General features: G+C 42.9%; 29 protein-coding genes. 1 reads left to right on the top strand and 28 read right to left on the bottom strand.

Features of this window, described 5'->3' with window-relative positions; all coding sequences use genetic code 11:
• From pstA to PCY71_RS00435, 26 genes are all read right to left on the bottom strand, one after another.
• Window positions 1–885 carry a phosphate ABC transporter permease PstA gene (gene pstA / locus PCY71_RS00560; RefSeq protein WP_002895770.1) on the bottom strand — a complete coding sequence of 295 codons (885 nt, stop codon included), beginning with the start codon at window positions 883–885 and terminating at the stop codon, window positions 1–3.
• Window positions 875–1,792: a phosphate ABC transporter permease subunit PstC gene (pstC, locus tag PCY71_RS00555; RefSeq protein WP_002895771.1), complete on the bottom strand. Its 918-nt coding sequence runs from the start codon at window positions 1,790–1,792 to the stop codon at window positions 875–877. Before pstC ends, pstA begins: the two co-directional genes overlap by 11 nt.
• Window positions 1,789–2,670, bottom strand: a complete 882-nt coding sequence (locus tag PCY71_RS00550) for a phosphate ABC transporter substrate-binding protein PstS family protein (protein ID WP_002904301.1) — start codon at window positions 2,668–2,670, stop codon at window positions 1,789–1,791. The genes pstC and PCY71_RS00550 overlap by 4 nt, the downstream gene beginning before the upstream one ends.
• Window positions 2,671–2,800: 130 nt before the next feature.
• A complete protein-coding gene (locus PCY71_RS00545; protein WP_048774381.1) occupies window positions 2,801–4,105 on the bottom strand; it encodes an RsmF rRNA methyltransferase first C-terminal domain-containing protein in 1,305 nt (434 codons plus the stop codon).
• Window positions 4,106–4,876: an inositol monophosphatase family protein gene (locus PCY71_RS00540; RefSeq protein ID WP_048774378.1), complete on the bottom strand. Its 771-nt coding sequence runs from the start codon at window positions 4,874–4,876 to the stop codon at window positions 4,106–4,108.
• Entirely contained in the window at window positions 4,866–5,144 is a 279-nt protein-coding gene (locus tag PCY71_RS00535) for a UPF0223 family protein (protein WP_002897770.1), read from the bottom strand. The genes PCY71_RS00540 and PCY71_RS00535 overlap by 11 nt, the downstream gene beginning before the upstream one ends.
• Before the next feature lie 2 nt (window positions 5,145–5,146).
• A complete protein-coding gene (locus tag PCY71_RS00530; protein ID WP_002906786.1) occupies window positions 5,147–5,548 on the bottom strand; it encodes a Spx/MgsR family RNA polymerase-binding regulatory protein in 402 nt (133 codons plus the stop codon).
• Between the two features lie 111 nt (window positions 5,549–5,659).
• Complete coding sequence (locus PCY71_RS00525) at window positions 5,660–6,589, bottom strand: bifunctional riboflavin kinase/FAD synthetase (protein WP_301412450.1); 930 nt, start codon at window positions 6,587–6,589, stop codon at window positions 5,660–5,662.
• Window positions 6,590–6,837: 248 nt separating this feature from the next.
• Window positions 6,838–7,716 carry a tRNA pseudouridine(55) synthase TruB gene (gene truB / locus PCY71_RS00520; RefSeq protein ID WP_048774375.1) on the bottom strand — a complete coding sequence of 293 codons (879 nt, stop codon included), beginning with the start codon at window positions 7,714–7,716 and terminating at the stop codon, window positions 6,838–6,840.
• 3 nt (window positions 7,717–7,719) lie between these two features.
• Window positions 7,720–8,526 (bottom strand): alpha/beta hydrolase, encoded by an 807-nt coding sequence (locus PCY71_RS00515; protein WP_301412362.1) that lies wholly within the window; start codon window positions 8,524–8,526, stop codon window positions 7,720–7,722.
• A 392-nt stretch (window positions 8,527–8,918) separates the two neighbouring features.
• Window positions 8,919–9,716, bottom strand: coding sequence for a hypothetical protein (locus tag PCY71_RS00510; RefSeq protein ID WP_048774372.1), 798 nt, complete (start codon window positions 9,714–9,716; stop codon window positions 8,919–8,921).
• Window positions 9,697–10,134, bottom strand: a complete 438-nt coding sequence (locus tag PCY71_RS00505) for a GNAT family N-acetyltransferase (protein WP_048774370.1) — start codon at window positions 10,132–10,134, stop codon at window positions 9,697–9,699. The genes PCY71_RS00510 and PCY71_RS00505 overlap by 20 nt, the downstream gene beginning before the upstream one ends.
• Window positions 10,131–10,517, bottom strand: coding sequence for a hypothetical protein (locus tag PCY71_RS00500; RefSeq protein WP_048774367.1), 387 nt, complete (start codon window positions 10,515–10,517; stop codon window positions 10,131–10,133). Before PCY71_RS00500 ends, PCY71_RS00505 begins: the two co-directional genes overlap by 4 nt.
• Before the next feature lie 5 nt (window positions 10,518–10,522).
• Window positions 10,523–11,791 carry a DUF2130 domain-containing protein gene (locus PCY71_RS00495; RefSeq protein WP_002909979.1) on the bottom strand — a complete coding sequence of 423 codons (1,269 nt, stop codon included), beginning with the start codon at window positions 11,789–11,791 and terminating at the stop codon, window positions 10,523–10,525.
• A gap of 198 nt (window positions 11,792–11,989) precedes the next feature.
• The gene (locus PCY71_RS00490; protein WP_048774365.1) at window positions 11,990–12,964 is read right to left on the bottom strand and encodes a hypothetical protein; all 975 of its coding nucleotides are present in this window, start codon (window positions 12,962–12,964) and stop codon (window positions 11,990–11,992) included.
• Between the two features lie 97 nt (window positions 12,965–13,061).
• On the bottom strand, window positions 13,062–14,807 hold the full coding sequence (locus PCY71_RS00485; RefSeq protein WP_048774364.1) for an ABC transporter ATP-binding protein: 1,746 nt from the start codon (window positions 14,805–14,807) through the stop codon (window positions 13,062–13,064).
• On the bottom strand, window positions 14,800–16,566 hold the full coding sequence (locus tag PCY71_RS00480; RefSeq protein WP_048774362.1) for an ABC transporter ATP-binding protein: 1,767 nt from the start codon (window positions 16,564–16,566) through the stop codon (window positions 14,800–14,802). Before PCY71_RS00480 ends, PCY71_RS00485 begins: the two co-directional genes overlap by 8 nt.
• Before the next feature lie 18 nt (window positions 16,567–16,584).
• Entirely contained in the window at window positions 16,585–17,196 is a 612-nt protein-coding gene (locus PCY71_RS00475) for a TetR/AcrR family transcriptional regulator (RefSeq protein ID WP_048774361.1), read from the bottom strand.
• Window positions 17,197–17,369: 173 nt separating this feature from the next.
• Window positions 17,370–17,786 (bottom strand): GNAT family N-acetyltransferase, encoded by a 417-nt coding sequence (locus PCY71_RS00470; RefSeq protein WP_048774359.1) that lies wholly within the window; start codon window positions 17,784–17,786, stop codon window positions 17,370–17,372.
• Window positions 17,787–17,841: 55 nt separating this feature from the next.
• The gene (locus tag PCY71_RS00465) at window positions 17,842–18,156 is read right to left on the bottom strand and encodes a hypothetical protein (RefSeq protein ID WP_048774355.1); all 315 of its coding nucleotides are present in this window, start codon (window positions 18,154–18,156) and stop codon (window positions 17,842–17,844) included.
• Window positions 18,146–19,861 (bottom strand): hypothetical protein, encoded by a 1,716-nt coding sequence (locus PCY71_RS00460; protein WP_002909989.1) that lies wholly within the window; start codon window positions 19,859–19,861, stop codon window positions 18,146–18,148. The genes PCY71_RS00465 and PCY71_RS00460 overlap by 11 nt, the downstream gene beginning before the upstream one ends.
• Before the next feature lie 19 nt (window positions 19,862–19,880).
• Window positions 19,881–20,240, bottom strand: coding sequence for a hypothetical protein (locus PCY71_RS00455; protein ID WP_002909991.1), 360 nt, complete (start codon window positions 20,238–20,240; stop codon window positions 19,881–19,883).
• Window positions 20,237–20,524 (bottom strand): TIGR04197 family type VII secretion effector, encoded by a 288-nt coding sequence (locus PCY71_RS00450; RefSeq protein WP_032912480.1) that lies wholly within the window; start codon window positions 20,522–20,524, stop codon window positions 20,237–20,239. Before PCY71_RS00450 ends, PCY71_RS00455 begins: the two co-directional genes overlap by 4 nt.
• A 105-nt stretch (window positions 20,525–20,629) precedes the next feature.
• Window positions 20,630–21,295, bottom strand: coding sequence for an ABC transporter ATP-binding protein (locus PCY71_RS00445; RefSeq protein WP_002909993.1), 666 nt, complete (start codon window positions 21,293–21,295; stop codon window positions 20,630–20,632).
• Window positions 21,296–22,357, bottom strand: a complete 1,062-nt coding sequence (locus tag PCY71_RS00440) for an ABC transporter permease (protein ID WP_023916100.1) — start codon at window positions 22,355–22,357, stop codon at window positions 21,296–21,298. It lies immediately after the preceding gene.
• A 67-nt stretch (window positions 22,358–22,424) separates the two neighbouring features.
• Window positions 22,425–23,033: a TetR/AcrR family transcriptional regulator gene (locus tag PCY71_RS00435; RefSeq protein WP_002909996.1), complete on the bottom strand. Its 609-nt coding sequence runs from the start codon at window positions 23,031–23,033 to the stop codon at window positions 22,425–22,427.
• Window positions 23,034–23,142: 109 nt separating this feature from the next.
• Here PCY71_RS00435 and PCY71_RS00430 point away from each other — a divergent pair, with 109 nt between their 5' ends.
• Window positions 23,143–23,868, top strand: coding sequence for a hypothetical protein (locus PCY71_RS00430; protein ID WP_048774351.1), 726 nt, complete (start codon window positions 23,143–23,145; stop codon window positions 23,866–23,868).
• Window positions 23,869–23,959: 91 nt separating this feature from the next.
• On the opposite strand, the gene PCY71_RS00425 is transcribed toward PCY71_RS00430, so the two are convergent.
• Both PCY71_RS00425 and PCY71_RS00420 read right to left on the bottom strand, forming a co-directional pair.
• A complete protein-coding gene (locus tag PCY71_RS00425) occupies window positions 23,960–24,997 on the bottom strand; it encodes a Zn-dependent alcohol dehydrogenase (protein WP_048774349.1) in 1,038 nt (345 codons plus the stop codon).
• 178 nt (window positions 24,998–25,175) lie between these two features.
• Window positions 25,176–25,646, bottom strand: coding sequence for an SP_0198 family lipoprotein (locus tag PCY71_RS00420; protein WP_002917416.1), 471 nt, complete (start codon window positions 25,644–25,646; stop codon window positions 25,176–25,178).
• Window positions 25,647–25,846: the final 200 nt, after the last annotated feature.

Genomic DNA, 25,846 nt, shown 5'->3' with positions numbered 1-25,846 from the left:
TTAAGCAGAGGTTAATTTCTTATGCAGATAGCTGCCCAGTTTGCGGGCTCCCAGATTGAAAATCAAAATGAAGATCAGGAGAACTGCTGCTGAACCAGCAGAAACAGCCGTTCCATCAGGAATTGTTCCCTCGCTGTTGACCTTCCAGATATGGACAGCCAAGGTCTCAGCCTGACGGAAGATAGAGATAGGACTGGTGACACTGAAAATATTCCAGTTGGACCAGTCAAGAGCCGGCGCTGACTGACCTGCTGTATAAATCAAGGCTGCTGCCTCACCAAAGATACGACCGGAAGCCAGTACAATCCCTGTCACAATACTAGGCAAAGCTTCCGGGATGACCACATGCAGGACCGTTTCCCAGCGGGAAATTCCCAAGGCCAAACCAGCTTCACGCTGGGTGTGATGGACATGACGAAGACTATCTTCGACGTTCCGCGTCATCTGAGGCAGATTGAAGACTGTCAGAGCCAAGGCACCAGAAATGATTGAGAAGCCATACTCAAACTGGACAACAAAGATCAAATAACCAAAGAGCCCAACTACTACCGAAGGCAGTGAAGACAGAATTTCAATACAGGTGCGGACAAAATTGGTTACTGGGCCTTTCTTAGCATACTCTGATAGATAAACCCCAGCCCCCATAGAAAGAGGCACAGAGATAATCAGAGTAATTACCAGCAGGAAGAAGGAATTGTATAGCTGAATCCCGATACCACCGCCAGCTTGGTAAGAAGAGGATTTCCCTGTCAAGAAAGACCAGGAAACATGCGGCAAGCCTCTAACTAAGATATAGAGGATGAGAGAGGCAAGGATAGCAACAATGATACTCGCTATTGTGTAGAGAACACCAGTCGCCAATTTATCTAATTTCTTAGCGTGCATAGTTTTTCTTACCTCTTTCTTTTGTAATTAGTTTAATCACACTGTTAAAGGCTAAGCTCATCATCAAGAGCACCAGAGCCAGAGACCAGAGAACGTTATTATCCACTGTTCCCATAACGGTATTTCCGATTCCCATAGTCAGGACAGAGGTCAGTGTAGCTGCTGGTGTTGTCAAAGAAGTTGGAATCACCGCAGAGTTACCCACGACCATCTGGATAGCTAGAGCTTCACCAAAGGCACGCGCCATTCCAAAGACCACAGCTGTAAAAATACCTGAGCGAGCAGCCTTGAGTGTTACCCGCCAAATGGTCTGCCAGCGCGTTGCGCCCATAGCCAGACTAGCTTCACGGTAGTGACGTGGCACAGCACGCAGACTGTCCGTCGTCATAAAGGTTACTGTTGGCAAAATCATGACAAAGAGCACAAAAATACCAGACAAAATCCCAAAACCCGTACCGCCAAAGACTGTACGGACAAAAGGTACTACGATTTGCAGACCGATAAATCCATAAACAACAGACGGAATACCAACTAAAAGCTCAATCGCAGGTTGCAGTATCTTTGCTCCTTTTGGAGAAACCTCTGTCATAAAGACAGCTGCACCAATCGCAAAAGGAGTTGCTATCAGAGCAGATAGAATGGTAACGATAAAGGAGCCTAAAATCATTGGCAGGGCACCGAATTCCTTACCAGAAGGATTCCAGACACCACCAAAAAGAAAATCAAAAACATTAACGCCGTTGACAAAGAAAGTAGATAGACCTTTCTGAGCAACGAAGATTAGAATCATAGCCACAATCACCACAATCAGTGACAGACAGGCAAAAGTCAGATAGCGACCAAACTTCTCCAAGCGAGAATTTTTAGAAGGCGATAACAACTTTTTGGTTAATTCCTCATTTTTCATTTTGAATCTCCTTCTATTGCTGTGACATTCCCATCAGCGTCCTTGCTAACTTTCATATCGTTGATTGAGATATAGCCCATTCTTGTAACAACCCCTTTTTGAACATCATCTGACAGCATGTATTCAAGAAACTCAGCAGCCAGACCAGTCGGCTTGCCTAGTGTATACATATGCTCATAAGACCAGAGCGACCAATTATTGGTAGCAACATTTTCTGCTGTTGGTTCGTAGTTGTTGAGTTTCAAGGTTTTAACAGACTCGTCAACATAGGCAAAGGCCAGATAAGAAATCGCACCAGGAGTTTGCGAAACGATATTTTTTACCATACCGTTGGAATCCTGCTCCTGGCTCTGAACAGCTGATTTCCCATCCATGATGACACTGTCAAAGGTTGCTCGGGAACCAGAACTAGCCGCACGATTGATAATCGAAATCTCCAAATCCTTACCGCCCAGTTCTTTCCAGTTGGTGATTTCACCAGTGAAAATTTTCTGCAGCTGCTCGGACGTTAGATTATCCACATCAACTTCTTTATTGACAATCACAGCAATACCGGCCACAGCGACCTTATGATCCACCAAGTCAGATGCCTTAATCCCTTCCTTCTCTTCAGCAAAAACATCAGAGTTCCCGATTTCAACAGCTCCTGACTGCACTTGAGACAGACCTGTACCAGATCCACCACCCTGCACATTGACCGTTTTACCGATGTTGTTAGAGCCAAAGTCATCAGCTGCCGCTTCAACTAAAGGCTGCAGAGCAGTTGATCCTACTGCTGTCATAGATTCACCACGGTCAATCCAAGATGAGCAAGCTGATAAGGTGAGTCCTAAGCCCAGAGCTGTCAGCGCTAAAGCAAATTTTTTCAATTTGTTCAAAAGATTTCTCCTTTAATAAAATCAAGAGGATGGGAAGTATCTTTAGTATTTCTTACTTAGCAGAAAGAAGCTTTTTTCAATACATTCACATCTTCAACTATATCATATAATACCAGCTTTTCCTAATATTTTATCTAAATCTCAGGCCTTTTGGAAAATAATTTTTCAGAGTTTTTCCAGTGACTTTTGCAAAGCCCAGGCCGTTCCCGCCAAGGACTAGTTGGTACCAACCGTTTGGCTGCGGTTCTGCCAGTTCAATCGTCTCGCCTGCCGCATATTTCTTGAAGTCCTGATTATTGATTTCAACTTGATTCAGAACTTCGCTGGGCTTCATAGCCAAGCCTAGAGCAAAGCTAGGCTCAAAGCGATTCTTCTTAAACGTTCCTAGATGCAAACCATTTCGAGCAATCTTTAGCTTGGACAGGTCTGGCAGTCCAGCTGGCAATAAATAAAGATTGTCCCCAAAGGTCTGCAGCTCTCCAGTCAAGACTGTTTTTAGATGCTTTGTCTCGAAGTCCTGCCATAGCTTTCTTTGCTCGCTCGTCAAGCGATGCTTAGCTGATTTAATTTTCTTGCAGCTATTCTCATCCGTAAAGCGAAAATGGGCTGCAAACTGACCCTCACCTTTGAAGCGATGCGGATACATCCGAGCTGTCTCAGGAAAGCCAATTCCTTCAGTCATCCCGTTTATCTTAGGAATATCAATCAGTTCAAGTGGAAATTCTTCCAGTAACCAAGCAACGATGTCTTCATTTTCTTCAGGAGCCCAAGTACAGGTCGAATAAACCAGACGACCGTCCTTGGCAAGCATGCTCATAGCAGCTGTCAAAATTTCTCGCTGGAGCTGGGCGCATTGGGCTGGATAATCCGGAGTCCAATACTGGGTAGCATCCGGCTGCTTACGAAACATGCCCTCGCCCGAACAAGGGGCATCTAAAACAATCAGATCAAAATAACTTTCAAAGACCTGAACCAACCGCTCAGCAGATTCATTGGTAACAACCACATTTCTAGCACCAAAGCGCTCAATGTTCTCCACTAAGATTTTAGAGCGTTTACTATTGATTTCATTGGAAACCAGTAAGCCAGTATTATCTAAAAAAGATAAAAGATGGGTTGACTTGCCACCTGGTGCTGCAGCTAAATCTAGGACCTTCATACCCTTAGATGGCGCTGCTATCTGAGCCACCATCTGAGCTGCTGGCTCCTGCGAATAAACCAGACCAGTCACATGCTCAGCAGACTTGCCAGACACCTTGCCATAAAAGCCCCAGTCTGAATGAGGAATGGCATCTGAGAAATTCTGCTGGCCTTCTTTTAGAGGATTACTGCGAAAGGCCGAAATCGGCTCCTCGTCAAAGGTTGCAAAAAAATCCGCCGCTTCTGCGCCTAAAATCTGCTCATATTTTTCTTTAAAACCTTTAGGAAAGTCCATCTACTGCTTCCCCTTTTCTAAATAAGGCTTCAGAGCCGATAGTTTGCACTTAGGCACCATCATGACAGGCTGCCGAGTCTGGAAATTTAGCTGACTGCCATCCAAGGTCTGGACGATAAAGCCTAGCTTCTCCGCCATAATCGAAGCCGCCGCATAATCCCAAGGCCAGTTGTAGGAAAAATAAGCCAAGAGACCGCCAGACAGCACCTTGCTAAAGCTAATCCCAGCACTGCCATAAACCCGAACCCCTAAACATTCCCGGGCCAAGTCTGCCAAGCCCCAATCATTGGCTTGCAGCATACCGGCATTGGAAGCCATGAGAAAATCTTGAAAAGGCCGGTCCTCAAAAGCAGGAAGTTTCCGGTCGTTACAATAGACATCAAAGTCTCCGCCACCATGGTAGAGCTGTTCTCTGGTCACATCATAGATCAAGCCAAAACGACCAATGCCCTTTTCAAAATAGGCAATCATGACTGCAAAATCAGCCTTCTGAGTAATAAAGTTGGTGGTCCCATCAATCGGATCAATCACCCAGACTTTGCCATCAGTAATATTATGTCGGAGTCCATTTTCCTCCGCTAAAATAGCATCCTGAGGATAGCGGTCTAGAATCTTTGCCACCAAGTCATCCTGAACCTTCCGGTCCATCTGGGTGACCAAGTCAGTGGCACTGGTCTTTTGACTCACATCCAAATCATCATAGAGATGTTCCCTCAAAAAAGCACCAGCTTGGTAGATGATTTCTTTAGCAAAATGAAATTTATTTTCCAAGAGAAATGCTTCCTTTACCTTTACTTTTTGCCTCTTGAACAGCACGATAAAGTGAATAACCGCTGACGTTTTCGAACTCACGGCCGATTCGCTTCTCTTGGCCCTTGCTCGGAACAACTTGCTTGAAAGCCGCATAGGACTTCAAGAGCTTTTCCGCTTGGACTTTCTGCTCATAAGCTGCTTCTACATCATTAAAAAAAGAGAGCACCGAAGCAAGCTCTTCAGTGCTCCACGATAAATCTAGTGGGTAACTATAATTTTTGTTCATCTTTACTGAATATCTGCCCGCATGGTTGCGGATCTTAACTCTTCCTTACGATAACTACGAGGTAGGAAAGCACGAATTTCATCCTCGTTAAAGCCGATTTGCATCCGTTTGCCGTCTAAAATAATTGGGCGTCGCAAAAGACTGGGATTTTCCTCAATCAACTGAATCAAGGTTGAAATGGACAAATCCTCCACATCCAAATCTAATTTCTGAAAAATTTTTGAGCGAGTTGAAATAATGTCGTCTGTACCGTTCTCTGTCAGAGAAAGAATGTGTTGCAATTCGGGAGCTGACAGAGGGCTCGTCATGATATTATGTTCCTGAAAGGGCACTTCATGATTTAGCAGCCAAGCACGCGCCTTACGGCAAGAAGTACAACTCGGCGATAAAAATAATGTAATCATGCGTTTCTCTTCTAATTCTGTATAATAACTACCTCTATTATACTAAATTTTATTTGGCTTGACTATATTTTTTTGAAAATTACTGCCGAATGTCATGAAAATATAACTTTTTCAACTATTTCGATAACCAGTCCAACTTCTAGCAATCCGTTCATCACTCTGCAGCTGAGCAACCAAACTTTCAATACCTTCAAACTTAACCATCTCGCGAATCTTATCCAGCCAGAAAATCCGAATGGTATCACCATAGATATCCTGAGAAAAATCAAAGATATTAACTTCAAAACGGAGTTCATCACCATCAAAAGTTACATTTTTCCCAACACTAGCCATACCGCGATAGCGCTGACCATTGTGCTCAACGTCCGCGACATAGACGCCATCTCCTGGAAGAAGGACTCGATCCAAGGGAGCTAGATTGGCTGTTGGATAGCCAATCGTCCGTCCTCTGGCATTACCATGAACCACAATACCACGAGTGGATAGAGGATAACCCAGCAATTCTTGAGTTTTCAGCATATCTCCGACGGCAATCGTCTCCCGAATCCGAGTGGAAGAAATCTTCTGATTATCCAGATTAACTGAGGGAACGATAACAATCTTGCCATTAAAATAATCTCTCAGCTCATGTGACTCTTTGCGGTCTGAGCCAAAATGATAGTCAAAGCCAGCTACCACAGCCTTGGCGCGCAGACGAGACACGTATTTCTCAAAAAAGTCTCGGGCAGTATTGCCTGCAAAATGGCTAGTAAAGTCAATCAGGTAAAGATAGTCAACACCTAGATTTTCCAGCTGCGTCATCCGGTCTTCCGGACTAGCTAGATGCAGCATGAGCTCAGACTGATAGCGGACAAAGGCTAACTTAGGCGACTCCGGGAAAGTCATCACTGCAATCTTTAGACCTTGCTCCGCAGCAATTTCTCTTGCTTTCTCAAAGAGTGCCTGATGCCCCTTATGCAGCCCATCAAAATAGCCTAGAACAAGGACCGTATCTTCTGTCTGATCAATCCCTTTTTCATCTATAATTCTCTTGGTTATCATCATTCCTCTATTTTACTACGCATTTGCTATTTTTACAATATCCGTTCCGCTCGAAACCGCAAAATATTCAAAAAGATTTTTACCGTTCTAAGACAGGATGTTTGTCAAAATCTGAAAAAAGCAAAACAAAAGGACAGCAGTTGTGCAGTTGCTGTCCTTTTGTGAGGTTTAATGAGATTATTATAACATGCAAGCGCACATTTCATATTACAAAAGAGTAACAATCTTTTGACAATTCTAATGCCATATTAAAGGAAGACCTTGCGGGGCTTGTAGGCGGTTTTCCGCTTTTCCAAAATGGCTACTAACTTCTCCTTATAAAAGCCAGCTAGCTCAGCTTCTTCTGACATCAAGCTGATAAAACGACCGTTTCTCACATCCTCGACCTGCTCGTCTGAGAGCTCAACTTTCACTAAATCTCCGATTCCCAATTCGAGTGGTTGGAGAAAGGAGAAATCTTCCACTTCTACTCGCTCTGCTATTTCATCCAGGGTCAAGGCATCATCTAAGCTCATACCTGCAGAGGAAGTCCGTGTCAGCTTGGACATGTGACTGGCAAAGCCAAGCTTAGCTCCCAAATCAACAGACAGGGTTCGGACATAGGTCCCCTTGCTGCATTTCACTCGAAAACGAAAGCGGGCTTCCTCATCTTCGTAGGAAATCGGACTGGTGCGCTCAAAGCTATAGATAGTCACCTGCCGCTCTGGCCGCTCCACTTCTTGACCCGCTCTAGCATACTCATAAAGCTTGCGGCCATTGACCTTGACTGCAGAGTACATGGGCGGAATCTGGCGAATCTCACCAGTCATGGACTCCATCGCTTCATCGATAAGGGCTTCTTCTAAAAGCTCTGTCACTGGCGTCCGCTCTAAGATGTCTCCGCTGGCATCCTCTGTCGTCGTTGAGCAGCCTAGAGTAATCTCCCCCTCGTAGACCTTGCCTTCCTCCTGCATAAACTCGACCAAGCGCGTCGCCTTGCCCACAGCAATCGGAAGCACCCCTACTACATCTGGATCCAAGGTTCCCCCATGACCGATTTTCTTGGTTTTTAAAATTTTGCGCAGCTTAAATACCGCATCGTGCGAGGTCATACCCGCTTCTTTTCTTAAGTTGATAATTCCGTTCATTGGTTAACTTTCTAAAAATACTAAAACTCTCTTTTGGAAATCTTTATGCCCTTCATAGAGTGCGTGGCCACAATCTGGCAAAATAGTGAGCTGGCTATCTTTGATATGGTGATGCAATTCGAGCGAAGCTTCTACACCTAGAACGTCATCTTCTTCTGCTCCGATGACTAGTGTAGGACAGTTGATCTTTTCCAGGACTGCCATACTATCATGTCTTAAGCAAGATATGGCCTGAATAGCAATCCGATGTTTATCTTTAATGCGACCTAAGATTCCCATTATTCGATAAAGGTATTTAAACTTTCCAAAGGATTTAGGTGTATAAGAGTGACTTGCAATATCCAACATCAGTTCCTTATAGGATCCCGTCTGACTCAACTCAAGCCAGCAAGTAATCCTCTCCCTACCAAGATTATTCAGTTTCGCAGTAGTAACTGTCAAAATCAATTTTTCAACTCTTTCTGGGAAATCTGATGCCAACCATTGGGCAATCATACCGCCTTGGGAAATTCCTAGGACAGCTACCGTTTTCAGACCTAAAACATCCATAGCTTCAGCTATATCAGTCGCCATATCTCGTGTTGTATAATTTTCTGGCAACTCATTGATTCTGCTAAAAACATAGACCTGGTAAGCTGTTGCGAAGCCCCTATAAGCTAGGGCAAGCATTTGCGCCATTCTCTTAACAGTCGCTAAACCATCCCCTAGACCTGGAATGATGAGCAGCGGCTTCTTCCCTTTTCCAAAGGTCACATAGTCCATGCTTTTATTTTTAAAATACAGGACATGATTTTTTGCACGATAGACCATATTCAGAATCCTCTCAAAAGCGTACTTAAAAGAATAAGCAAAAACCAATTGTTAGTTTTTCAAAGCCATAGTTTTCGTAAAACTGATAGGTTCCCCGTATAGCATCCGCGAGCCAACTGTTTAAGGTCAGTACCTCGGCCACATTCTTGTAGGACGATTAAGTAGCTGTTTGAAAATGTTCGATTTAATTCAAAATCGCTTTCAAGTCCTAGTCAATCTCCCATCTCTGTCTTGACAAGCAATGTCGGACAGGAAATCCTTGTCTGCTCTTGCATCATATTCTTGAAAGGTCTGAGACTGAATCAGCAGTCGCTTTTTGTTCTTGATTTTTTCCAAAATTCCATCAGTTTATATGGATGCTAATGATTGACTAGAAAAACATAACGAAATAGTCACACTTCTATCCGACTTTCAAAAATCTGATAAAGCTGTTCAAGGCGGTAGTCCTCGGTAGACGTTATTTCTTCCTCCGATAGGAGAACATTTTCCAATATTGGAAAAAAACCTTGAGCCAGTTCTCGACTGTTCAGCCAATCTGTCATCTGCTGGTTAAAGGCAGGATTGTCCGAAAAAATATAGTCAAAGTGAGCATAATTCTTGGTGTAATTGTAGTAAATCTCCTCCAGAGCAAGTAGTGCCTTGATGGTATCAGCTTCCTCCAGCCAAAGACTCCTATCTAGCAGATGGCTGGTTTCAAGGCCAGCCAGATCAAACATAACCAGATAGACCGCCACACCATCAGCTTGACTGGGGCTAAAGTTAATTGTATCAAGGATAAACTGACGTGAGAAGCGCCACATAAAATCTAACTCCTGTGGCTTCCAACTGTCACTTTCAAAGTGACACCGATTCAGATTAAGAGAGTCATCGACTCTGATTTCAATGTAGTGAGCAATCATCTCTAAAATCCGAGGCAGAAAATGCCTGATTTGGTAGTCGTCATCACTCTTATTAACCACCGCGTTGAGGTATTCATAGATTAACACCTCACTCAGTTCCCTGACAGGAATGGTTTGCAAAGCTCTGAGATTCTCCTCGGAGATGCAGACGGGGCAGGTACAAAGGGTCAGAGGAAAGTGTAAATCGCAATTAAACAGGGTGTAGGCCTCTTCTAAAAGGGCTTGCATAGCAGGGCTGAGGTCGGGCTCCTTCGGTATTTCCGGTCTAGTCTTAGCTTTTTTCTTTCCCATGCTCATCCTCCTCTACGTTCATCGCAAAAGCTAGGCTAGTCTGACGAAAGCCATAATTTTGGGCATGCTCAGCCAACCGTTCATCATTGGCACCATCTTGACTAGCTATCTTCTTGACCTTGTCCATCAAAGCTGTCGCAATTCCTTGCCGCCTGGCATTTCGACTGACCGCCAGAGCTAAGATCCGATAGTAGAAAGCTGTGGACTCGAAAAAGTAAAGCTTAACATAGCCGATAAAGCCAAGAATCTGAGATTCTTTCTCAGCAACTAAACAGCCGTAAGCTGGATTAACAAGAATATCCCTGAGTCTACTTTGCAATTCATCTTTTTCTGCTGAATAGCCCAATACTTTATACAGGGGTGGCAGAACTTTTGTGTCTTCTTTCTCATATTCTCGAACAGTCAATCGATCTATCATTTTTCTATTTTTCTTTCAAAATACTGCTTATAAATAGTTACTGCTATCTGACGTTTTTTCTTAATAACTAAGTCAGTCGCCTCTTCATCGTCCATAAATCCAATCCCTGAAAAAACTAACAAACCTAGTCCAAGATAAGGTAAATCCTTAACAGATAAGGACATCCCTTGAAAAAAGACTAAATAGCAAAGTACTAAAAAATAAACTACATTAGCTAACAGTACTTGTTTGCCTCGTTCAATCCAAATTTCTTTACGTAATTCTGAAGAAGCAGCCTGCCATTGCTGATAAAAAATTTCCTTCCCTTCTTGTGGCAGTCTTTCTATAATTCGATCAATCTCAGCAAATTTGGTTGATTGTATCCAACGGGTTGTTAAGTCCATTTTTCTCACTCTTTCAAAGCTTCAAACTTAGCTTTCATGGTAGGGTTTTTACGTGTCAATTTTTTGACAGAGACATCGTCCAGTTTGTTGTTTGCCAATCGTAGCTGGTTTTCAGAGGTCGTCAGGAATTTCTTGATTTCTTCCATCCGGCGGATGGCCTTATCAATCTCCTCGATAGCCTTGCCAAAGTTGGTCGAAGCGGACTGATAGTTCTTGGCGAAAGCTACTTTAAAGGCATCCAAATCTTCCTCAAAATGCGTAATATCAATGTTCTGCTCCCGCACCAAGGCCAGTTCCTGCTTGTACTGGAGCGAGTTAAGCGCAGCATTGCGCAAGAGGGTAATCATGGGCAAGAAGAACTGTGGTCGGATAACATACATCTTCTCATAGGCATAGGACACATCGACAATACCCGAATTGTAGAGCTCGCTGTCAGCCTCAAGAAGTGTCACCAGAATAGCATACTCACAGCCTTTCTCCCGCCGGTCCTTATCCAGCTCTTTGAAAAAATGCTCATTTTTCTTCTTGGTCGCTGTCTCATCGCCTTCATTTTTCATCTCAAACATGATAGAGAGGATTTCTACACCATTTTCATCCACCTCACGGTAAATGTAGTCACCCTTGCTGCCTGTTCTGGCATCATTGTCTTTGCCAAACTCCGCTCGTGGAAACATGGCCATGCGGTTCTTGTTAAACTCGTACTCGCAGTGCTGTTCCAAACTCTCGCCAATCATCTTAGTGGACTGCTTGGCTTTAAAATCCTTGTAGAACTCTATGGTCTCATCTTTCTGCCGCAGCTCTACCTCATAGCGCTCTTTGAGCGAGGTCTGAGCTAGCGCTGCTTCCTTTTCTTGCAAAACTAGCTGATTCTTAACCTCGTCTCGCTCTTTTTCCAGCGCAGATAAGGTCTTTTGCAGTTGATTTTCATGCTCCAAGCGCAGAGTAGTCAACTGACTTTCCAATTGCTGAACTTCCTTTTCCTTCTCCTGCAATTGAAGACTAGCTGCTTGCTCTGCCTCTTTCTTAGCCAACTCCTGCTGGGTCTCAAACTGAGCAATTTGACTTTGAAGATTGCTAATCTCCTGCTCTTTCTGCGATAGCAGGGCTTGTTGGGTATTCTGGAATTTTTGCTCTGCTAAAGCCAGCTCCTGCTCAATCCGAGCATGAATCTCCTTGTCAAACTCTGCAGTTCGAACCTGCGACAAAAGCTCACTGTACTGGCTCTCATTGACAGTAAAAACCTCCCCACAGTTGGGGCATTTGATTTCATTCATGGGGTACCTCTTTATTTAAAATTAAACATTTTATTCCTTGTTTTTTTCAAGCTGATAGATTATATCGCTATCATTTATTCTTTGTTATTCTTTTTTCAATATTCTCCCAAATTCACTAATCTACTTCTCACGACTATCAACTATTATACCATTCCTGCCAATAAATGAAAAACAGCAAGCCATTGGCTTGCTCGATTTTCACGGAATTAAAATGCTATGTCCATGTTCCTCTGGGAGGTAATAAGATATGTCCCCTGCACTGCTTCCTAGTCTACTCTTACTAAAAATGGAATAGAGTTTTGAATTATTCTCAGAATCAATGACAAAACGTCCATTGTCAAAATTTATAGATGCAGACGCTGAAGAATCTTGAAAGATAGATTGTTCACTCTGAGAACGAACCACTCCTTTTATGGTTGCAACTTCTTCAGGATATTTTTCAAAGGATATATCGAAACTAAGTTCTCTGGAAGAAGATGGAAAATAGGACTGATGTTCACTCAGACGAATACTTTGAATCTTTCCCAATGATTGTTCGAGTTCTGGAAGTTCCCTATACAGTTCTGATTGAATCGCTGATTTGAAATTTTCCTGATGTACTTGCAGCCACTCATTAAAGAAACGTGTCGCCCTTTCTTTTTGAACTCGATACACGATATTCTCTCCTGAATCAGCAAGAGCATTCGAAAAATTATACAAGGCTTCCTTTGCCTCATCCTGCTCTCGCTTCCAATCCCAAGAAGAGTCTTCCGATATTTCAATCTCGCCCATATACCAGGTACTCATATCCTGACTTTTGTCTTTATAAGGGTTAGGATGGATAAAAGTAAAGGGTGCAATGCCTGCATCTGGAAAAGACAATTCAGCTCTTAATGATTGTTCTTTATTATCATTGACATAGGCTGAAAAATAGATATGATAATTCCCACTCACGTCACCGCCATTGTCATACTCTCCGCTAGCAGAACCTGGCAAAAGTGTCACAGATTTTATGCGTTTCTTTTCGAAATCCAAGTTTTCAATTATCTCTTTTTTAATAGAATCTTGATGCTCAAGAATAAACTTACCATCGTTACTATATTGAGGCTTAGTCAAAAATGGTAGATTTATAATAAGAATCGGAAGGGCAATAACAATGAAAAGAATAAAAATCCACTTTTTCGATTTAAACATAGGACCCCTCTTATTTTAATTAACAAAGATAGTTTTATTATACCATTCTTTTCTTAGATGAAAAACAGCAAGCCAAGTGACTTGCTGTTTCAGGTTATCACTCCTCCATCTCAATCCGCCAGCTAGAGGCTGTTTCTCTTTCTTGGATAAACTTACTATAGATGCCTTGTTTGGCCAGTAAGTCTTGGTGTTTGCCTTGCTCAACAATGCGGCCTTGATCCAGCACCAAAATCTGGTCTGCATGCTCAACCGTCTTGAGCCGGTGGGCAATCATGATGATGGTCTTATCGCGAGTCAGAGACTGGATAGCCTGCATGAGGGCTTCTTCGTTTTCTGGGTCAACATTGGCTGTTGCTTCATCCAGAATGATAATAGGTGCATCCTTGATAATAGCCCGTGCAATGGAAATGCGCTGACGCTCACCTCCAGAAAGACTAGCACCTCCTTCACCAATCTTGGTGTCATAGCCATCAGGCAGCGATAGGATAAAGTCATGACAGGCCGCTTTCTTAGCAGCCTCTATCACTTCTTCCTGACTGGCCTCCGGCTTGCCAAAACGAATGTTATTGGCAATGGTATCCTCAAAGAGATAGACACTTTGGAAGACAAAGCTGAAATTACGAATCAGGCTGTCATAGCTGTAATCCCTGACATCATGCCCGTCCAGACTGATACTTCCCTGGTCCACATCCCAGAAGCGGGCAATGAGGTTGCAGAGCGTTGTTTTGCCTGATCCAGAAGGTCCGACCAAGGCAGTTGTCGTTTTTTCGGGAATGGTGAGGGAAACCTGGTCAATGATTTTCTTATTTCCATAAGAGAAGCTAACGTCTCTCAGCTCAATCCGGCTACTCTTAGGCTCAATATCCTGACCACTGATGTCCATCGGCTGGATAGCCAAAACTTGATTGACCATATCAACCGACAAATCAACAATGCGCAGGAGAGAAGAGAAAGAGCCAACGCCGTCTAGATTTTCATAAATCATAAAACCACTGACAATCATCATAATGGTTACCAGCAGCTCCATACTGCCATTGAGATAAAAATAGATAGAGAAAAGACCCATAAAGAGACCGGTCAGCTTGGTCACTATGCCTTGGAGGGCAATGTAAGGTGAAGTCACTAGTGTCATTTTGGTATCTAGCTGACTCTTGCCTTCAATAGCCTTGGACAGTTTCTTAGCAGAACGGTTGACCAGATTGTAGTTCTTAACTTCAGCAATCCCTTGGCTGTACTCCAAAACAACGGCTACTAGGTCCATATCCGCCTGATACTTGTCATCAGAAACCTTGCCAACTTGCCAACGCATGAGGGTATTGGACAGGAGAAAGAGGACGAGACCCACCAAGAGAACCAGTCCAACCCGCCAGTCATAGAGAAAGACCAAAATAGTGATGAGACCAGTCGTTAGAAATCCCTGCACAGTCATCATAACCACTCGCGTAGCTACATCAGACAACCCTTCCAGCGTATTAGTCGTAACACTGATAATCTTGCCCAAGCTATTTTGATTAAAGTAACCCATGGGTAGATAGCGCATGTGCTCGGCAATTTCAATCCGCTTCTGAGCACAGGTATGATAGCCTGCTTCCGTCTGCAGCATGGTAATTTTCAGGGTAATCCAGACGTTTAGGACAGTTGATACCAACATGGTACTCAGAGCCAGCCAGAAGGTCTGCATAGAGAGATTCTTCTCAATCAGTCCCATAACGACTAGGCCGATTGCTGGAATACGCAGAGCAATGATAAAGGACTTGATGACGCCCAGATAAATGGATTGATAAAATTTCCTACGGTCCTCTGCCGTACAGAAATCAAAGAATTTCTTCAATATGTTAAGCATGAGTCAGCCCTCCTTCCATTTCACCACTATCCCTAGTAGCAATATGGGCTTGCCACATGGAAGCATAAAGCGGACTTGCTGTCAGCAATTCTTCATGCCGACCTCTAGCTTCAATCCGACCATCATTGACCAGGACTATCTGGTCTGCACTCATAATCGTAGACAGCCTATGGGCAATGACAATCAAGGTCCGCCCCTCAATCAAACGAGCTAGACTGGACTGGATCCGTGCTTCATTTTCCGGATCTGTATAAGCAGTCGCTTCATCCAAGATAAGAATCGGAGCATCCTTGAGCATGGCACGGGCGATAGCAATCCGCTGACGCTCCCCACCAGATAGATGACCGCCGCCAGAGCCTACTTGAGTTTCAAAGCCGTCTTCTAAGTTCATGATAAAGTCATAACAGCCGCAGCGACGAGCAATTTCGATGACCTCTTCGTCAGAAGCTGCTGGATTTCCCATCCGGATATTTTCCATAATAGTCTCATCAAAGAGATAGTTATCCTGGGTCACGTAAGCAATCTGCCGACTATAATAGTCTAGTGGAAGCTGACGAATGTCCAAGCCACCATAGGTAATCTGACCAGAACTGACATCCCAGAAAGAAGCCAGAAGCTTGGCAATTGTAGACTTACCCGAGCCTGATGGGCCGACTAAAGCATTGATGCTGCCAGCCTTAATATCTAGCGAAATACCGTGTAGTACTTCCTCTTCATCTGTATAGCCAAAGCTGACATCCGTCATGACCAGATCCCTTCCTTTTGGAAGTTCTCGCAGCTCCTGAGGCCTTTTCAAATCAGGCCTTTCCAAAATATCAATGACTTGACCAAAAATAGTGCCGATTTTCCGTAAATCGTCCATATAGCTAGCCACTAAAATCAGAGGAGTTAGAAGACTGAGCGAAAGAATAATCATCAAAATGAAATTGCCAGCAGTCAAGCTACCTTGCAGATAGAAATAACAGCCAGCCGGAAGCAGAAAGAGCAAGCCTGATGGCAGAAAAGCAGTCACAATGCCCATCTCCAGATTGAACTTACGCATCCACTCAATAAAGCAGTCTGCTCCTTCTCTAGCAGCCGTCACAAACTTATCGTATGAAAATTTTTCCTTGCCAAAGACCTTGATGACCTCAATCCCATTGATGTATTCCACCGCTGTATCATTGAGTTTTTTGGTCTTGACCAGAGTATTTTGATAGTCCGCTTCGCTATTGGCAGCCATCCGTATATAAGCAAATGCCACAATAGGAATTGTCAGGAGAGACAGCAAGGTCAGCCGCCAATCGATGACCAGCATGGCAATGAGGACAATAATCGGACCAAAAATTCCAGCAGTAAACTCTGGAATCAGGTGAGCCAAGGTCGTTTCGGTCGCATCCACCCGCTCAACGATAATGTTCTTATAACTGCCTGATGACTGACTAAGCACTATACCTAGAGGCAGCCTAGCTAGCTTGTCTGTCAGGCGGCGCCGCATTTCCGCTAGAATCTTAAAAGTAGCCGTATGCGACAGCATGGTGGAAATACCGTGAAATCCCCAGTAGCCAATCCAGGCCAGACCTGCCCAAGCTGACTGCTGCAAGTAGAAATTCCAGTTTTTATTGCCAGCCAAGAGCTGATTAATCATCCCGCCAATAAAGAAATAAGGCAGAAATCCTGAAAGCACAGAGGCAAAAGCAAAGATCAGACTGAGCACAAAATATATCTTATGAAGGGAGACAAAGTCCCAGATCCAAGCAAGAGTAGATTTTTTCTTCATAGAATTTCCTTCTTTCTATCAAAAACCTAGCAAACCTCCCCAGTCAAACAAGTCCATGATGGAATGGCAAAATTCCAGCGCCTGCTCTTGGGGCCAGTCTTGAGCCAAAGGCTCAAATACAGCTGTATAATAAGCTGTCATGCACGATCGCAGAAACTCGTATTTGACCAAATGATTAATTCTCTCCTCTTTGTAAGCCAGCTCCAAATAGCGATAAGTCTCGTCTGAAGCCAAATGAGGCAGACGCGTCCTGAAGTCCGCTTGCGAAGAACCCTGAGATTTAAAGAGCAAGAGCTGCATAATATCCTTATGCTCATAGAGAATCCGCATCAGGGACTGGAGATCTTCCAAGCGATGGTCCCACATATCAGACAGATGTCCCTCTTCTAGGAAAGCATAGTCACGTCGCTTCTGCTCTTGTCCATACTGGTCTAAGGCTATCAGAGTAGGCTCAAGCAGGGTAGCAAAGAGAGTGTCCTTACTTTCATAGCGCTTATAAAGAGCCCCAGTCGTCAAGCCAGCAGCGCGACAAATTCTCCGCAGTGAGGCATCCTGATAGCCATAAGTCAAGAACTCACTCCTCGCGCTTTCCAAGATTTTTTCATTTAACTCATCTGTTTCTTTTTTCATGATTTAAATTCGATAACACTGTTATCACCTTTCTTCTTTTATTATAAATTCTGACAATTTAACTGTCAAGGAAAAACAAAAGAGACCGAGAAATATTTTCATCGGTCTAGCTCTATACCTTATCCCCTTGTAAACATGACAAAAGGAGCTTGCGAACAAGCTCCTCTAGAATTTTACTTTTTATCAGATGCATAAATCATGCCAGTACAGTCGAAATCTTCCTGTCGGCGAAAGCCGAGCTCTCGATAAAAAGCTAGATTTTTATCTGACTGCTCCGTTGCCAGCTGGATTTGGTAAACATCCTTAAATCGTTCCAGCGTCTGCTGAAGAAGGCTTCTGCCAATCCCCTGACGCTGATATTTTGGATACACCAGCAAATCTTGAATAAAGACAATGGTGAGCCCATCTCCGACCGCTCGGATCAAACCAACCAACTTGTCTTCGTCATAGGCCGCCATCACAAACAAGGACTGATGGAAGGCTTGCTCTAAACGCTGAGGATGATTAGTGTAATTGCTCCAAGCAACTGAAGCATAGAGATCTAGTACAGCTGCAAAATCTAGCTGAGGATTTGTTTTATAATGAATCATAGTCCTCTCCTTGTTTTTTAACTCCTACTAATCCATTAAGCCACTTCTATAAAACTTAATCGACGCCAGGTTGGCCTCCAATCACAACTTTTTCAGCTTTATTATTTTTATCAAAAATAATAAAATAATATAATTTTCTTTTTGTCCCAAAAAAATTATTATCTTGGCCTATGTAGTATCCCAGTCGTCCACCCGACTTTGTATTGTAATCAAAGCTACCATATCGTTCCACTATTTCATTCTCTGTCTTTCCAATAATCCACTGGTCATCATATTTCCAATATACTCGATTGGAAAAATAGAGGAAAACTGAAATAACAATTGATCCAAAGAACAAAAGAAACAGGGAAATTTTACGCTTATAGCTCACCGTGGGCCTCCTTTTGACTTTGAACGCTACTATCTTCTAGATTATAATACTTATCTTCTATACCACTTTCAGACTCCTCTCCCAAAGCCATATCAGCCCGAATAGCCCTTTCTTTTGTGTTAAAGACAAAATTAGAAATCCAATTATTTTTCACCCAATCTTCTATAGCATCTGCGTGATATTCAACTTCTGCTGCAAAAGAATTATAGTTAACATTCGCTGTATTAATTGCCAATAGGGCTTGTCGCTCATAGTGAGTAGGATTTTGGGGATCTTTTATTGTAACCTCACCAGTATCTGGATTGTAAATCTGATAACCCGCTTGATTGTTTAAAGAATTTAAGTAATCTGGAATTCGACTCAATTTGCTTTTTTCAATATAAAGAGAAGAAAGAGGACTAGGACTATAAGGATAAATAATTGTTGGATTATGTTGAATTTCTTCAATTACTTCATCAATTTGATTAATTTTTGCAACCAATTTTTTCATCTGTTCAGATGAAAAAGTATTTTGACCACTATTGTCCGCAATTAATTTATTAGTATAAACATCTGCAATTAGATAAGGTGCTTTACTTTCAGTCTTTTTGAAATAATTCACTAATGTTGAATCTGCTTCTTGCCCTGAGTCATCCACTATCCTCTGGAACTCATTAAAAAAATAATCTTCTGTTGTAATTCGTGAATCTTTATCAGAAAAAGTGAATAACGAATCTAATCTCGTAGAAATGAAAGGAATTGAGACACCAGAACTGCCAACTGAATCTCCACTTTCACGCATTTTTAAAATACTAAATACAAACTGCTCACCATTTCTCACTCCATAGATAAAGTGGTCATCATATACTTCATCAACTGGTTTAACACCAATGTCTCCACCTAAGTCTACCTCAGTTTTCCCCATAGCTTTAAGTATTTCGGAAAAAGGTTTATTAAGCATAACAAAGCCGTCATCCGTTGCTTCTATATCGTCAACAGTGACATATTTCCTGACTTCTTGAGGAAGTGAATTATAAAATTCTAAAGCCAATTCTGCCTGTTTTTCATTCATTCCTCTTTTTTTCATCAGCCATTGCTTATTCACTTCTTGGGTCCACTCCATCTTCTCCATGCTAGGCAGAATAAAAGTACCATTAAAGCTGGCGAAGTTCTCAGTCATTAGAGTCAGAGCCTGACTGAGAGCCGATTTGAGACTATCCACGCTATCAAAGATACTAGGTGAGTTAGCATCAAAAGTGATTAGCTTATCTAGCTTTTGCTGAAGATTGTCTCGCTTGCTTTGAATCATATCAATACTTGATTGGATACTTTCCTTAGTAGTAACTGACACACCTATTCGCTTGTCAGCTTCATCTAAAGCTGATTGCTGGGCAACAATCGCTTGGTCATAGGCGTCAATCTGACTCTGTAAAGTATCCTGATCCAGACTTTCACTACTGACTTCATTGGTATAGCGACTTGGAAGATTATTTACGGACTCTGTTAACCCCTCTTCAAAAAGCATTGCAGCCTGAAAAAGCGGCATAAACATCCCCTTAGCATAGGTCTGAGCACTGTCATATGCTTGCCCCTTAAGTTCTCTCTCAGAGCTAAAACTATCAATAGATGTTAGAGCTGATTCGTAAGCCGTGACACGACCCTGAGATGCTTCAGAGACTGATGAGGCTTGAGTATTTGAAGCACTTAAATCCATCTTAATTCCCATAGTTTAACACCTTATCTTTCTAATTCATTCTATCCTCTTCATCTAGTGCTTGATTATATTCCCGTTGAAGATTCTGAAGTCGTTCTTCTATAGCTTTCTCTTCTTTCTTAAGTTCAATCCTCTGATCTTCTATATCCAAGCTCAGCAGATGATGATTACGCTGCACGGAGAAAAGAATGTCATCAAAATCATATGCATCCATCCGGTTCATAGGTAAATTCTCAATTTGAGAAAGAGAGAATACAGCATTTCCATAAAGATCATCTATTGCCTCCTCAAAACGCTTCACTTGCCGAACCTCAACATCAATCTGATCCCAGCGCTGAAAGAATTGCTTTCGTTCTTTTGAAAGAGTATCCAAATTACTTTTAGAAATCATGGAGTGGAGCCTCCATTGATAGACTGAGCGGCCGCTTGATCCACGGCCTCAAAATCCTCTGCAACACTATGCAATAGGTTTATAAAAGTTGACAACTGTTCTGAAATCGTTGCTGCTGTACTTGCAGAATCATCAATGTAAGTACCAGCTACCTCATTTCCTTGAAGCACACTACTTGAATCTTTAATTACTTCTATCCCAGTTGCAATAGAGCTAGCATTGCTACTGAGAGTGCTAGCATGAGTAGAAGCTACGCTAATATCACTTTGAATCTGATTGGTCATTCTAAACTCCTTTTTAAAAGACTCCATGTTTTATAGTTATATTATACCAAAGAAACAACCTGTCAACAATAAAAAGGTTGTCAATAGCATAAGCTTTGTATAAATTTATCGAACTTGAGTCAACACTCCGTCTTGCATCTCATAGACCTTGTCAACCTCGTCCAGCAAGCGGGTATCATGAGTAATCATGACCACACTCTTATGGAATTTCTGGGTCACTTCTTTGAGCAGATGGACCACGCGCTTGGCCCGCTCCGTATCCAGACTAGCTGTCGGCTCATCAGCCAAGATAATATCAGGACTATTGTAAAGCGCTCTAGCGATAGCAGCTCTCTGCCGTTCTCCGCCGGACAATTCTTTCGGATACTGCTTGAGAGTTCCTTTTAAATCTAGCAACTCAATCAGACTGTCTAGATCCGTCCTTTCCTTTTTAGATAAGCGGTCAATCAGCTGGAACTGGTCTTCGATTTTCAAAAAAGGTATGAGATTGGAAGCCTGCAAAATAAAGCCGAAATCATTGAAGCGTAGAGCAGCCCGTTCCTTTTCCTTGAGCTGGGAAGTATCTTTCCCATGCAGGAGAATCTGTCCTTTTGAGGGAGTTTGCAAATGCCCCAGCAAGGTCAGAAAGGTTGTTTTACCCGAGCCTGACGGACCAATAATAGCTACAAACTGCCCCGCTTCCAGTTGGAAATCAGTTGGTTTCAGGGCTTGAACCAGCGTATGCCCCTGACCATATTCTTTTGTAACCCCTTTTAGTTCTATGATTGACATTTACTCACCTCCGATTGCTGTGATAGGGTCAATTTTCAGAACCCGATGAATGGACAAAAGTCCGCCAGCCAGTGACATGAAAATAATGAGGATAATTAAACCAGCATAAGCTCTCCAGTCACTGTAAAAAGGCATAGAAGCCGGCAAGACTAGCTGGGTTCCCAAGAGAGCCAAGACAGCTAAGCTGATTCCCAGAGTAGACAGGATGAAAATCTGCCAAAAAATAGAAGCAATAATCTTCCCACTGGCAATCCCTTGGGCGCGCATAATACCATAAAGATGCGTCTTTTGGATGGTAATGATATACATAAAAATTCCCAATACCAAAAATGTAATCAGAACCATGGCGCCAATCATAAAGGAAAAAGTCAGTACCTGAGGCTGATAACCAGGGATATTTTCTATAAAATCACTCATAGAGAGCTGACTAAGTCCAGCTTCTTCAATCTTCTGACCATCCTTGACCACAAGTGCGCTGATATTCTTAACCTGACTTGAGCCGTACTTTAATTCCCTGAAATCATCTAGATCCATAAAAATTACAGGTTGCGTAAAAAAGCTATTATCCTCTGTGAAACCAACAACCTGATAGAGGCGCTCACTTCCATTAAGCTGAAGCTGGTCGCCTAGTTTCACACCTTTTTGCTGCAGACGCTTATCCGCAATAACTTCATAAGCATTCTCAGCAGGACGTCCCTCAATAATGTCAGGCGCTAGAAAACTATCCCAAGAGAGACCAAAAACCTGAGCATTGAGCTTATCAGTCCCATCTTCATAATTGGCCACTGCTGACGTCTGTCCCAAAGCCGCAATTGAGTCCCCTTGAAACAGGCGGCTATACTCTTCTTCCTTGAGAGTCGAAGCTATTAGATTCTTATTGGCGTACTCTGACAAAACGATCGACTCAGCCTGCCATTGGTCCAAAGCCAAGCGATTGAGCCTAGCCAAACCGACGGAAAGACTGGATAAAAAGAAAACCATATAGGTAATGAGAAAGACCACAGCAACCACTAAACGATAGCGTCCGCGACTGTAGACAATCTCTTTAAAAGCTAAAAACAAAGCTGTCCTCCTTTGAGATATTCGAGACTATTATACCATAAAGAAGCAAGCTGGAAAAACTATCCTGTCAATCCCCCTCCATATGCTCTCTGACAAAGCCTGCCAGACCGACAGCGGTCACCCTAGCATGAAAATCACTCATTTGCTGAGCCTTATAGCAAGGATGAGCCAGCCAGTAAGTCAGAGTTCCCATGAAGGATGCGGCTTGATGATTCAGGAGCAAGTCCACCTCAACCTCCTCTAAATGTGGATCAGCCAAGGAAATACTCTGCCAGAAAATCTCCCTCAAAGCTTCCTGCAACCGCTGCGAACTAGTTGGACTGCCATTCGGCCCTAAAAGAATGTCTAAGTCTTCCAAGTAAGGCTCAAAAAAATGAAAAAGATTTTGTTTCTCATGGATATAGTCCTCCACTTTAAAATCCTTTTCTAACTTGAACAAGCAGGCAGATTCTAGAGCCTCTTGATAATAGGCCTGCAAATCATCTAGCAAGCGGTCTTCTATCTTCTCCAGCAGATCATATTTATCCAGATAATGCCGATAAAAAGTACTGCGATTCACCTCTGCCAAATCAATCAGCTGACGAATACTGATAGTCTCAAAAGTCTGCTCTTTCATCAGCTGCAGCAAGCTATCCTCTATCTGCTTTTCTGTCTTTCTTCTTTTTTTCTCATACATGTCATTCACCTCAAAATGCAACAGTCTCTCTAAAATTGATGCTTGTATGCCATCCAGCTCCCACTATATAATAAATATAAGCAGAAGACAAGAACAAGAGGATTAAAAGATGAAGATTATGATCAATCAAAAGGAAGTCGGTCAAGAAAGAATTGAGCAATGGCGGAAGAAGAGAATCCATAAAGCAGCTAAGATACTTAATCTACAGCTGCCCAATACTGACAACACGGAGATTTTAGACCAAGCCCTACTGGAAGCAAAAATGAAGCTGACATACGAAGAGCTAATCCAGCACATCGGAACCAAACTCAAATGGAGCCAATATTTAATGAAATGGGCAGCCAAATGGTCCAAGAAACCTAGAAAAAAAGCAATCATCACGATTTTTGCAAGTGGACTGACTGCTGCTTCTTTCAGTATAATGCTAGAAAAGTTGATGTTAGAAAAGACAAATGTTCATAAACGAGTCAATCTTGGTGCCTGTCCGGATCATTATGCCTTGCAGCCGTACGGGGACAAACTTGAAGTCATTGAGACTGCAGGAAATAGCCCGCTACCGACACAGTTTTTTCTTGACCTTGGTGGTGAAGCTGAGATAGAGGAGCCTCGTGATGCGTCTTACCCCTTCCAAACTGTCGGTGCCGCGAGTCTAGCGGATGGTTGCAATATCGGTGGTATTCGCCATCAGTTTCGCGACACGGAAAAAGGCCTAGAAGCCCGATTCTGTGTTGAATTCCCCAGCCTTTGTCCAGACAGCCTTATCAAAGAACATCAGCTCCACCTGGCTGCCGAATGGTCAAAGTGGATAGCTTGGTGCAAAGAGCATAAAGAATGAATTTCCTTTCCTAAAAAATACCTATCAAGCCATGCAAAAACAGCCTACTGCCATCTTAAAGAGACTGCAGCAAGGCTGTTTTCTTCTACACCTAATCAAAGACAATCATGGACTTAATGGTCTTGCGTTCATCCATATCCTTATAAGCTTGATCGATATCTTCCAGTTTGTAACTTGAAGTAAAGACCTTTCCCGGATTAATATCACCGTCAAGAACTGCCTTGAGCAAGATTTGCTTGTCGTAAGTTGTGACTGAGGCTGCTCCGCCTGCCACTGTAATATTTTGAGCAAAGGTAGAACCAAGTGCTCGGTTATTATAGTGAGGCACACCGACAAAGCCTAAGCGACCGCCGTTGTGAAGGACTCCCAGAGCTTGTTCAACAGCTGCTTCTGTTCCGACACATTCCAGAGCTGCATCTGCACCACCACCAAGGATTTCACGGACCTTGGCAATTCCTTCTTCACCGCGTTCAGCCACAACAGCTGTCGCCCCTGATTCCAAGGCCATCTTTTGTCGATCTTCGTGACGACTCATAAGAACTATTTGGGAAGCGCCACGCATTTTAGCAGCAATCACAGCGCACTGTCCCACAGCCCCGTCACCAATCACGACTACCTTATCACCAGGCTTGACGTCTGCCACTCGCGCAGCATGATAGCCAGTCGGCATGACATCAGCCAATGTCAAGAGTGATTTGAGCATGCCTTCTGTATAATCAGAGGGCTGGCCCGGAATTTTGATAAGAGCCCAGTTAGCAAATTCGAAGCGCATATACTCAGCTTGCACCCCATTTGACCAGTTATTCCCAATATGAGAATCACAGGTACCGTCAAATCCTGCACGGCAGGCATCACATTGCCCGCATCCATGAGTAAATGGAGCAATAACAAAATCGCCAGGTTTAACAGTCGTTACTGCATCGCCAATTTCTTCGACAATTCCAATAGCTTCATGCCCGCTATTTTGATGGCCTGCTTCAATATCTGGACTGCGGTAGCGCCATAGGTCAGAGCCACAGACACAGGTCCGAACAATCCGAATAATGGCATCATCTGCCTCAATGATTTGCGGGCGACCTATTTCTGCTAGACCAACTTGGCCAGCTTTTGTATAAACTGCTGATTTCATAGCTTCCTCTCCTGTGATATTTTTATAATAACTATTATAAAAATAGAGCAAACTTCAAGTCAAATTTTTGGCATCATTTAAGAAAAATTCTTATAAAAAAGGAAACTCCTTTCTCAGAGTTTCCTAGTTTGATTCCCTCACTGCTCATCCTGTTGTCCTGAGCAGAATGAGAAGCTCTTTACTGCTTGGTAAAGGTCAGAGTGTCTGGATCATCATCCAATTCGTCCACAATCAGCTGATTGCCATTTTGGCGGTAACTTTTGACATCATCACCGACAATCAGTCTTTGATTAGCAGCATCTACTTGTACCTGCTTGATTTCCTTACTGCCATCGACCTCGGTTTCAGTCCAGGTACCAGTCGTACCATTGATTTCTAGGACATGTTGGTCGCCATCATGGTCGGTTGCTTGGTAGCGCCCGTCTAGATTTGTAGCCTGCCCTGCATTTGATGATGACGAAGGCTGATTAGAGGATGATGCAGCTGATGACTGCGAAGTCTGATTCTGCGCAGATTGTGATGTCTGGCCTTGCGTATTCTGTGATGAACTAGTATTCCCTCCTTGGTTAGTATTGCCTGAGCAGGCAGCCAATAGGACTGCTGCTGTCAGAGATAGAATTCCGATAAAGGCTTTTTTTGTAATCGTCATATCGCTTTCTCCTTTTTCTACATTTGTAGTTTATACTTATATTCTACACTTGTCTGTTTCATTTGTCAAGAAAAAGCAGTTTTTATTATAAGGAAAATACACCTTGAGCGCTAGCAATAGTTTTCGGCTATACCCTACCAGCAGAATTAACTATTTTATTCGCCTAGGAATTTTCGATACAATAGACCATAATGCCTAAT

This window comes from Streptococcus sp. SN3, assembly GCF_030439905.1.
Note: the sequence above shows the minus strand (reverse complement) of the source record. Positions and strands in the feature narration are given on the sequence as shown.

Coding starts and splice junctions, on each gene's coding strand:
- PCY71_RS00445 (WP_002909993.1), bottom strand. CDS start 21,295: ATGTCAATCATAGAACTAAAAGGGGTTACAAAAGAATATGGTCAGGGG.
- PCY71_RS00475 (WP_048774361.1), bottom strand. CDS start 17,196: ATGAAAAAAGAAACAGATGAGTTAAATGAAAAAATCTTGGAAAGCGCG.
- pstA (WP_002895770.1), bottom strand. CDS start 885: ATGCACGCTAAGAAATTAGATAAATTGGCGACTGGTGTTCTCTACACA.
- PCY71_RS00470 (WP_048774359.1), bottom strand. CDS start 17,786: ATGATTCATTATAAAACAAATCCTCAGCTAGATTTTGCAGCTGTACTA.
- PCY71_RS00485 (WP_048774364.1), bottom strand. CDS start 14,807: ATGCTTAACATATTGAAGAAATTCTTTGATTTCTGTACGGCAGAGGAC.
- PCY71_RS00460 (WP_002909989.1), bottom strand. CDS start 19,861: ATGGGAATTAAGATGGATTTAAGTGCTTCAAATACTCAAGCCTCATCA.
- PCY71_RS00495 (WP_002909979.1), bottom strand. CDS start 11,791: ATGAATGAAATCAAATGCCCCAACTGTGGGGAGGTTTTTACTGTCAAT.
- PCY71_RS00525 (WP_301412450.1), bottom strand. CDS start 6,589: ATGATAACCAAGAGAATTATAGATGAAAAAGGGATTGATCAGACAGAA.
- PCY71_RS00430 (WP_048774351.1), top strand. CDS start 23,143: ATGAAGATTATGATCAATCAAAAGGAAGTCGGTCAAGAAAGAATTGAG.
- truB (WP_048774375.1), bottom strand. CDS start 7,716: ATGAACGGAATTATCAACTTAAGAAAAGAAGCGGGTATGACCTCGCAC.
- PCY71_RS00510 (WP_048774372.1), bottom strand. CDS start 9,716: ATGGGAAAGAAAAAAGCTAAGACTAGACCGGAAATACCGAAGGAGCCC.
- PCY71_RS00500 (WP_048774367.1), bottom strand. CDS start 10,517: ATGGACTTAACAACCCGTTGGATACAATCAACCAAATTTGCTGAGATT.
- PCY71_RS00535 (WP_002897770.1), bottom strand. CDS start 5,144: ATGAACAAAAATTATAGTTACCCACTAGATTTATCGTGGAGCACTGAA.
- PCY71_RS00490 (WP_048774365.1), bottom strand. CDS start 12,964: ATGTTTAAATCGAAAAAGTGGATTTTTATTCTTTTCATTGTTATTGCC.
- PCY71_RS00515 (WP_301412362.1), bottom strand. CDS start 8,526: ATGGTCTATCGTGCAAAAAATCATGTCCTGTATTTTAAAAATAAAAGC.
- pstC (WP_002895771.1), bottom strand. CDS start 1,792: ATGAAAAATGAGGAATTAACCAAAAAGTTGTTATCGCCTTCTAAAAAT.
- PCY71_RS00455 (WP_002909991.1), bottom strand. CDS start 20,240: ATGATTTCTAAAAGTAATTTGGATACTCTTTCAAAAGAACGAAAGCAA.
- PCY71_RS00425 (WP_048774349.1), bottom strand. CDS start 24,997: ATGAAATCAGCAGTTTATACAAAAGCTGGCCAAGTTGGTCTAGCAGAA.
- PCY71_RS00545 (WP_048774381.1), bottom strand. CDS start 4,105: ATGGACTTTCCTAAAGGTTTTAAAGAAAAATATGAGCAGATTTTAGGC.
- PCY71_RS00435 (WP_002909996.1), bottom strand. CDS start 23,033: ATGTATGAGAAAAAAAGAAGAAAGACAGAAAAGCAGATAGAGGATAGC.
- PCY71_RS00480 (WP_048774362.1), bottom strand. CDS start 16,566: ATGAAGAAAAAATCTACTCTTGCTTGGATCTGGGACTTTGTCTCCCTT.
- PCY71_RS00420 (WP_002917416.1), bottom strand. CDS start 25,646: ATGACGATTACAAAAAAAGCCTTTATCGGAATTCTATCTCTGACAGCA.
- PCY71_RS00450 (WP_032912480.1), bottom strand. CDS start 20,524: ATGACCAATCAGATTCAAAGTGATATTAGCGTAGCTTCTACTCATGCT.
- PCY71_RS00530 (WP_002906786.1), bottom strand. CDS start 5,548: ATGATTACATTATTTTTATCGCCGAGTTGTACTTCTTGCCGTAAGGCG.
- PCY71_RS00505 (WP_048774370.1), bottom strand. CDS start 10,134: ATGATAGATCGATTGACTGTTCGAGAATATGAGAAAGAAGACACAAAA.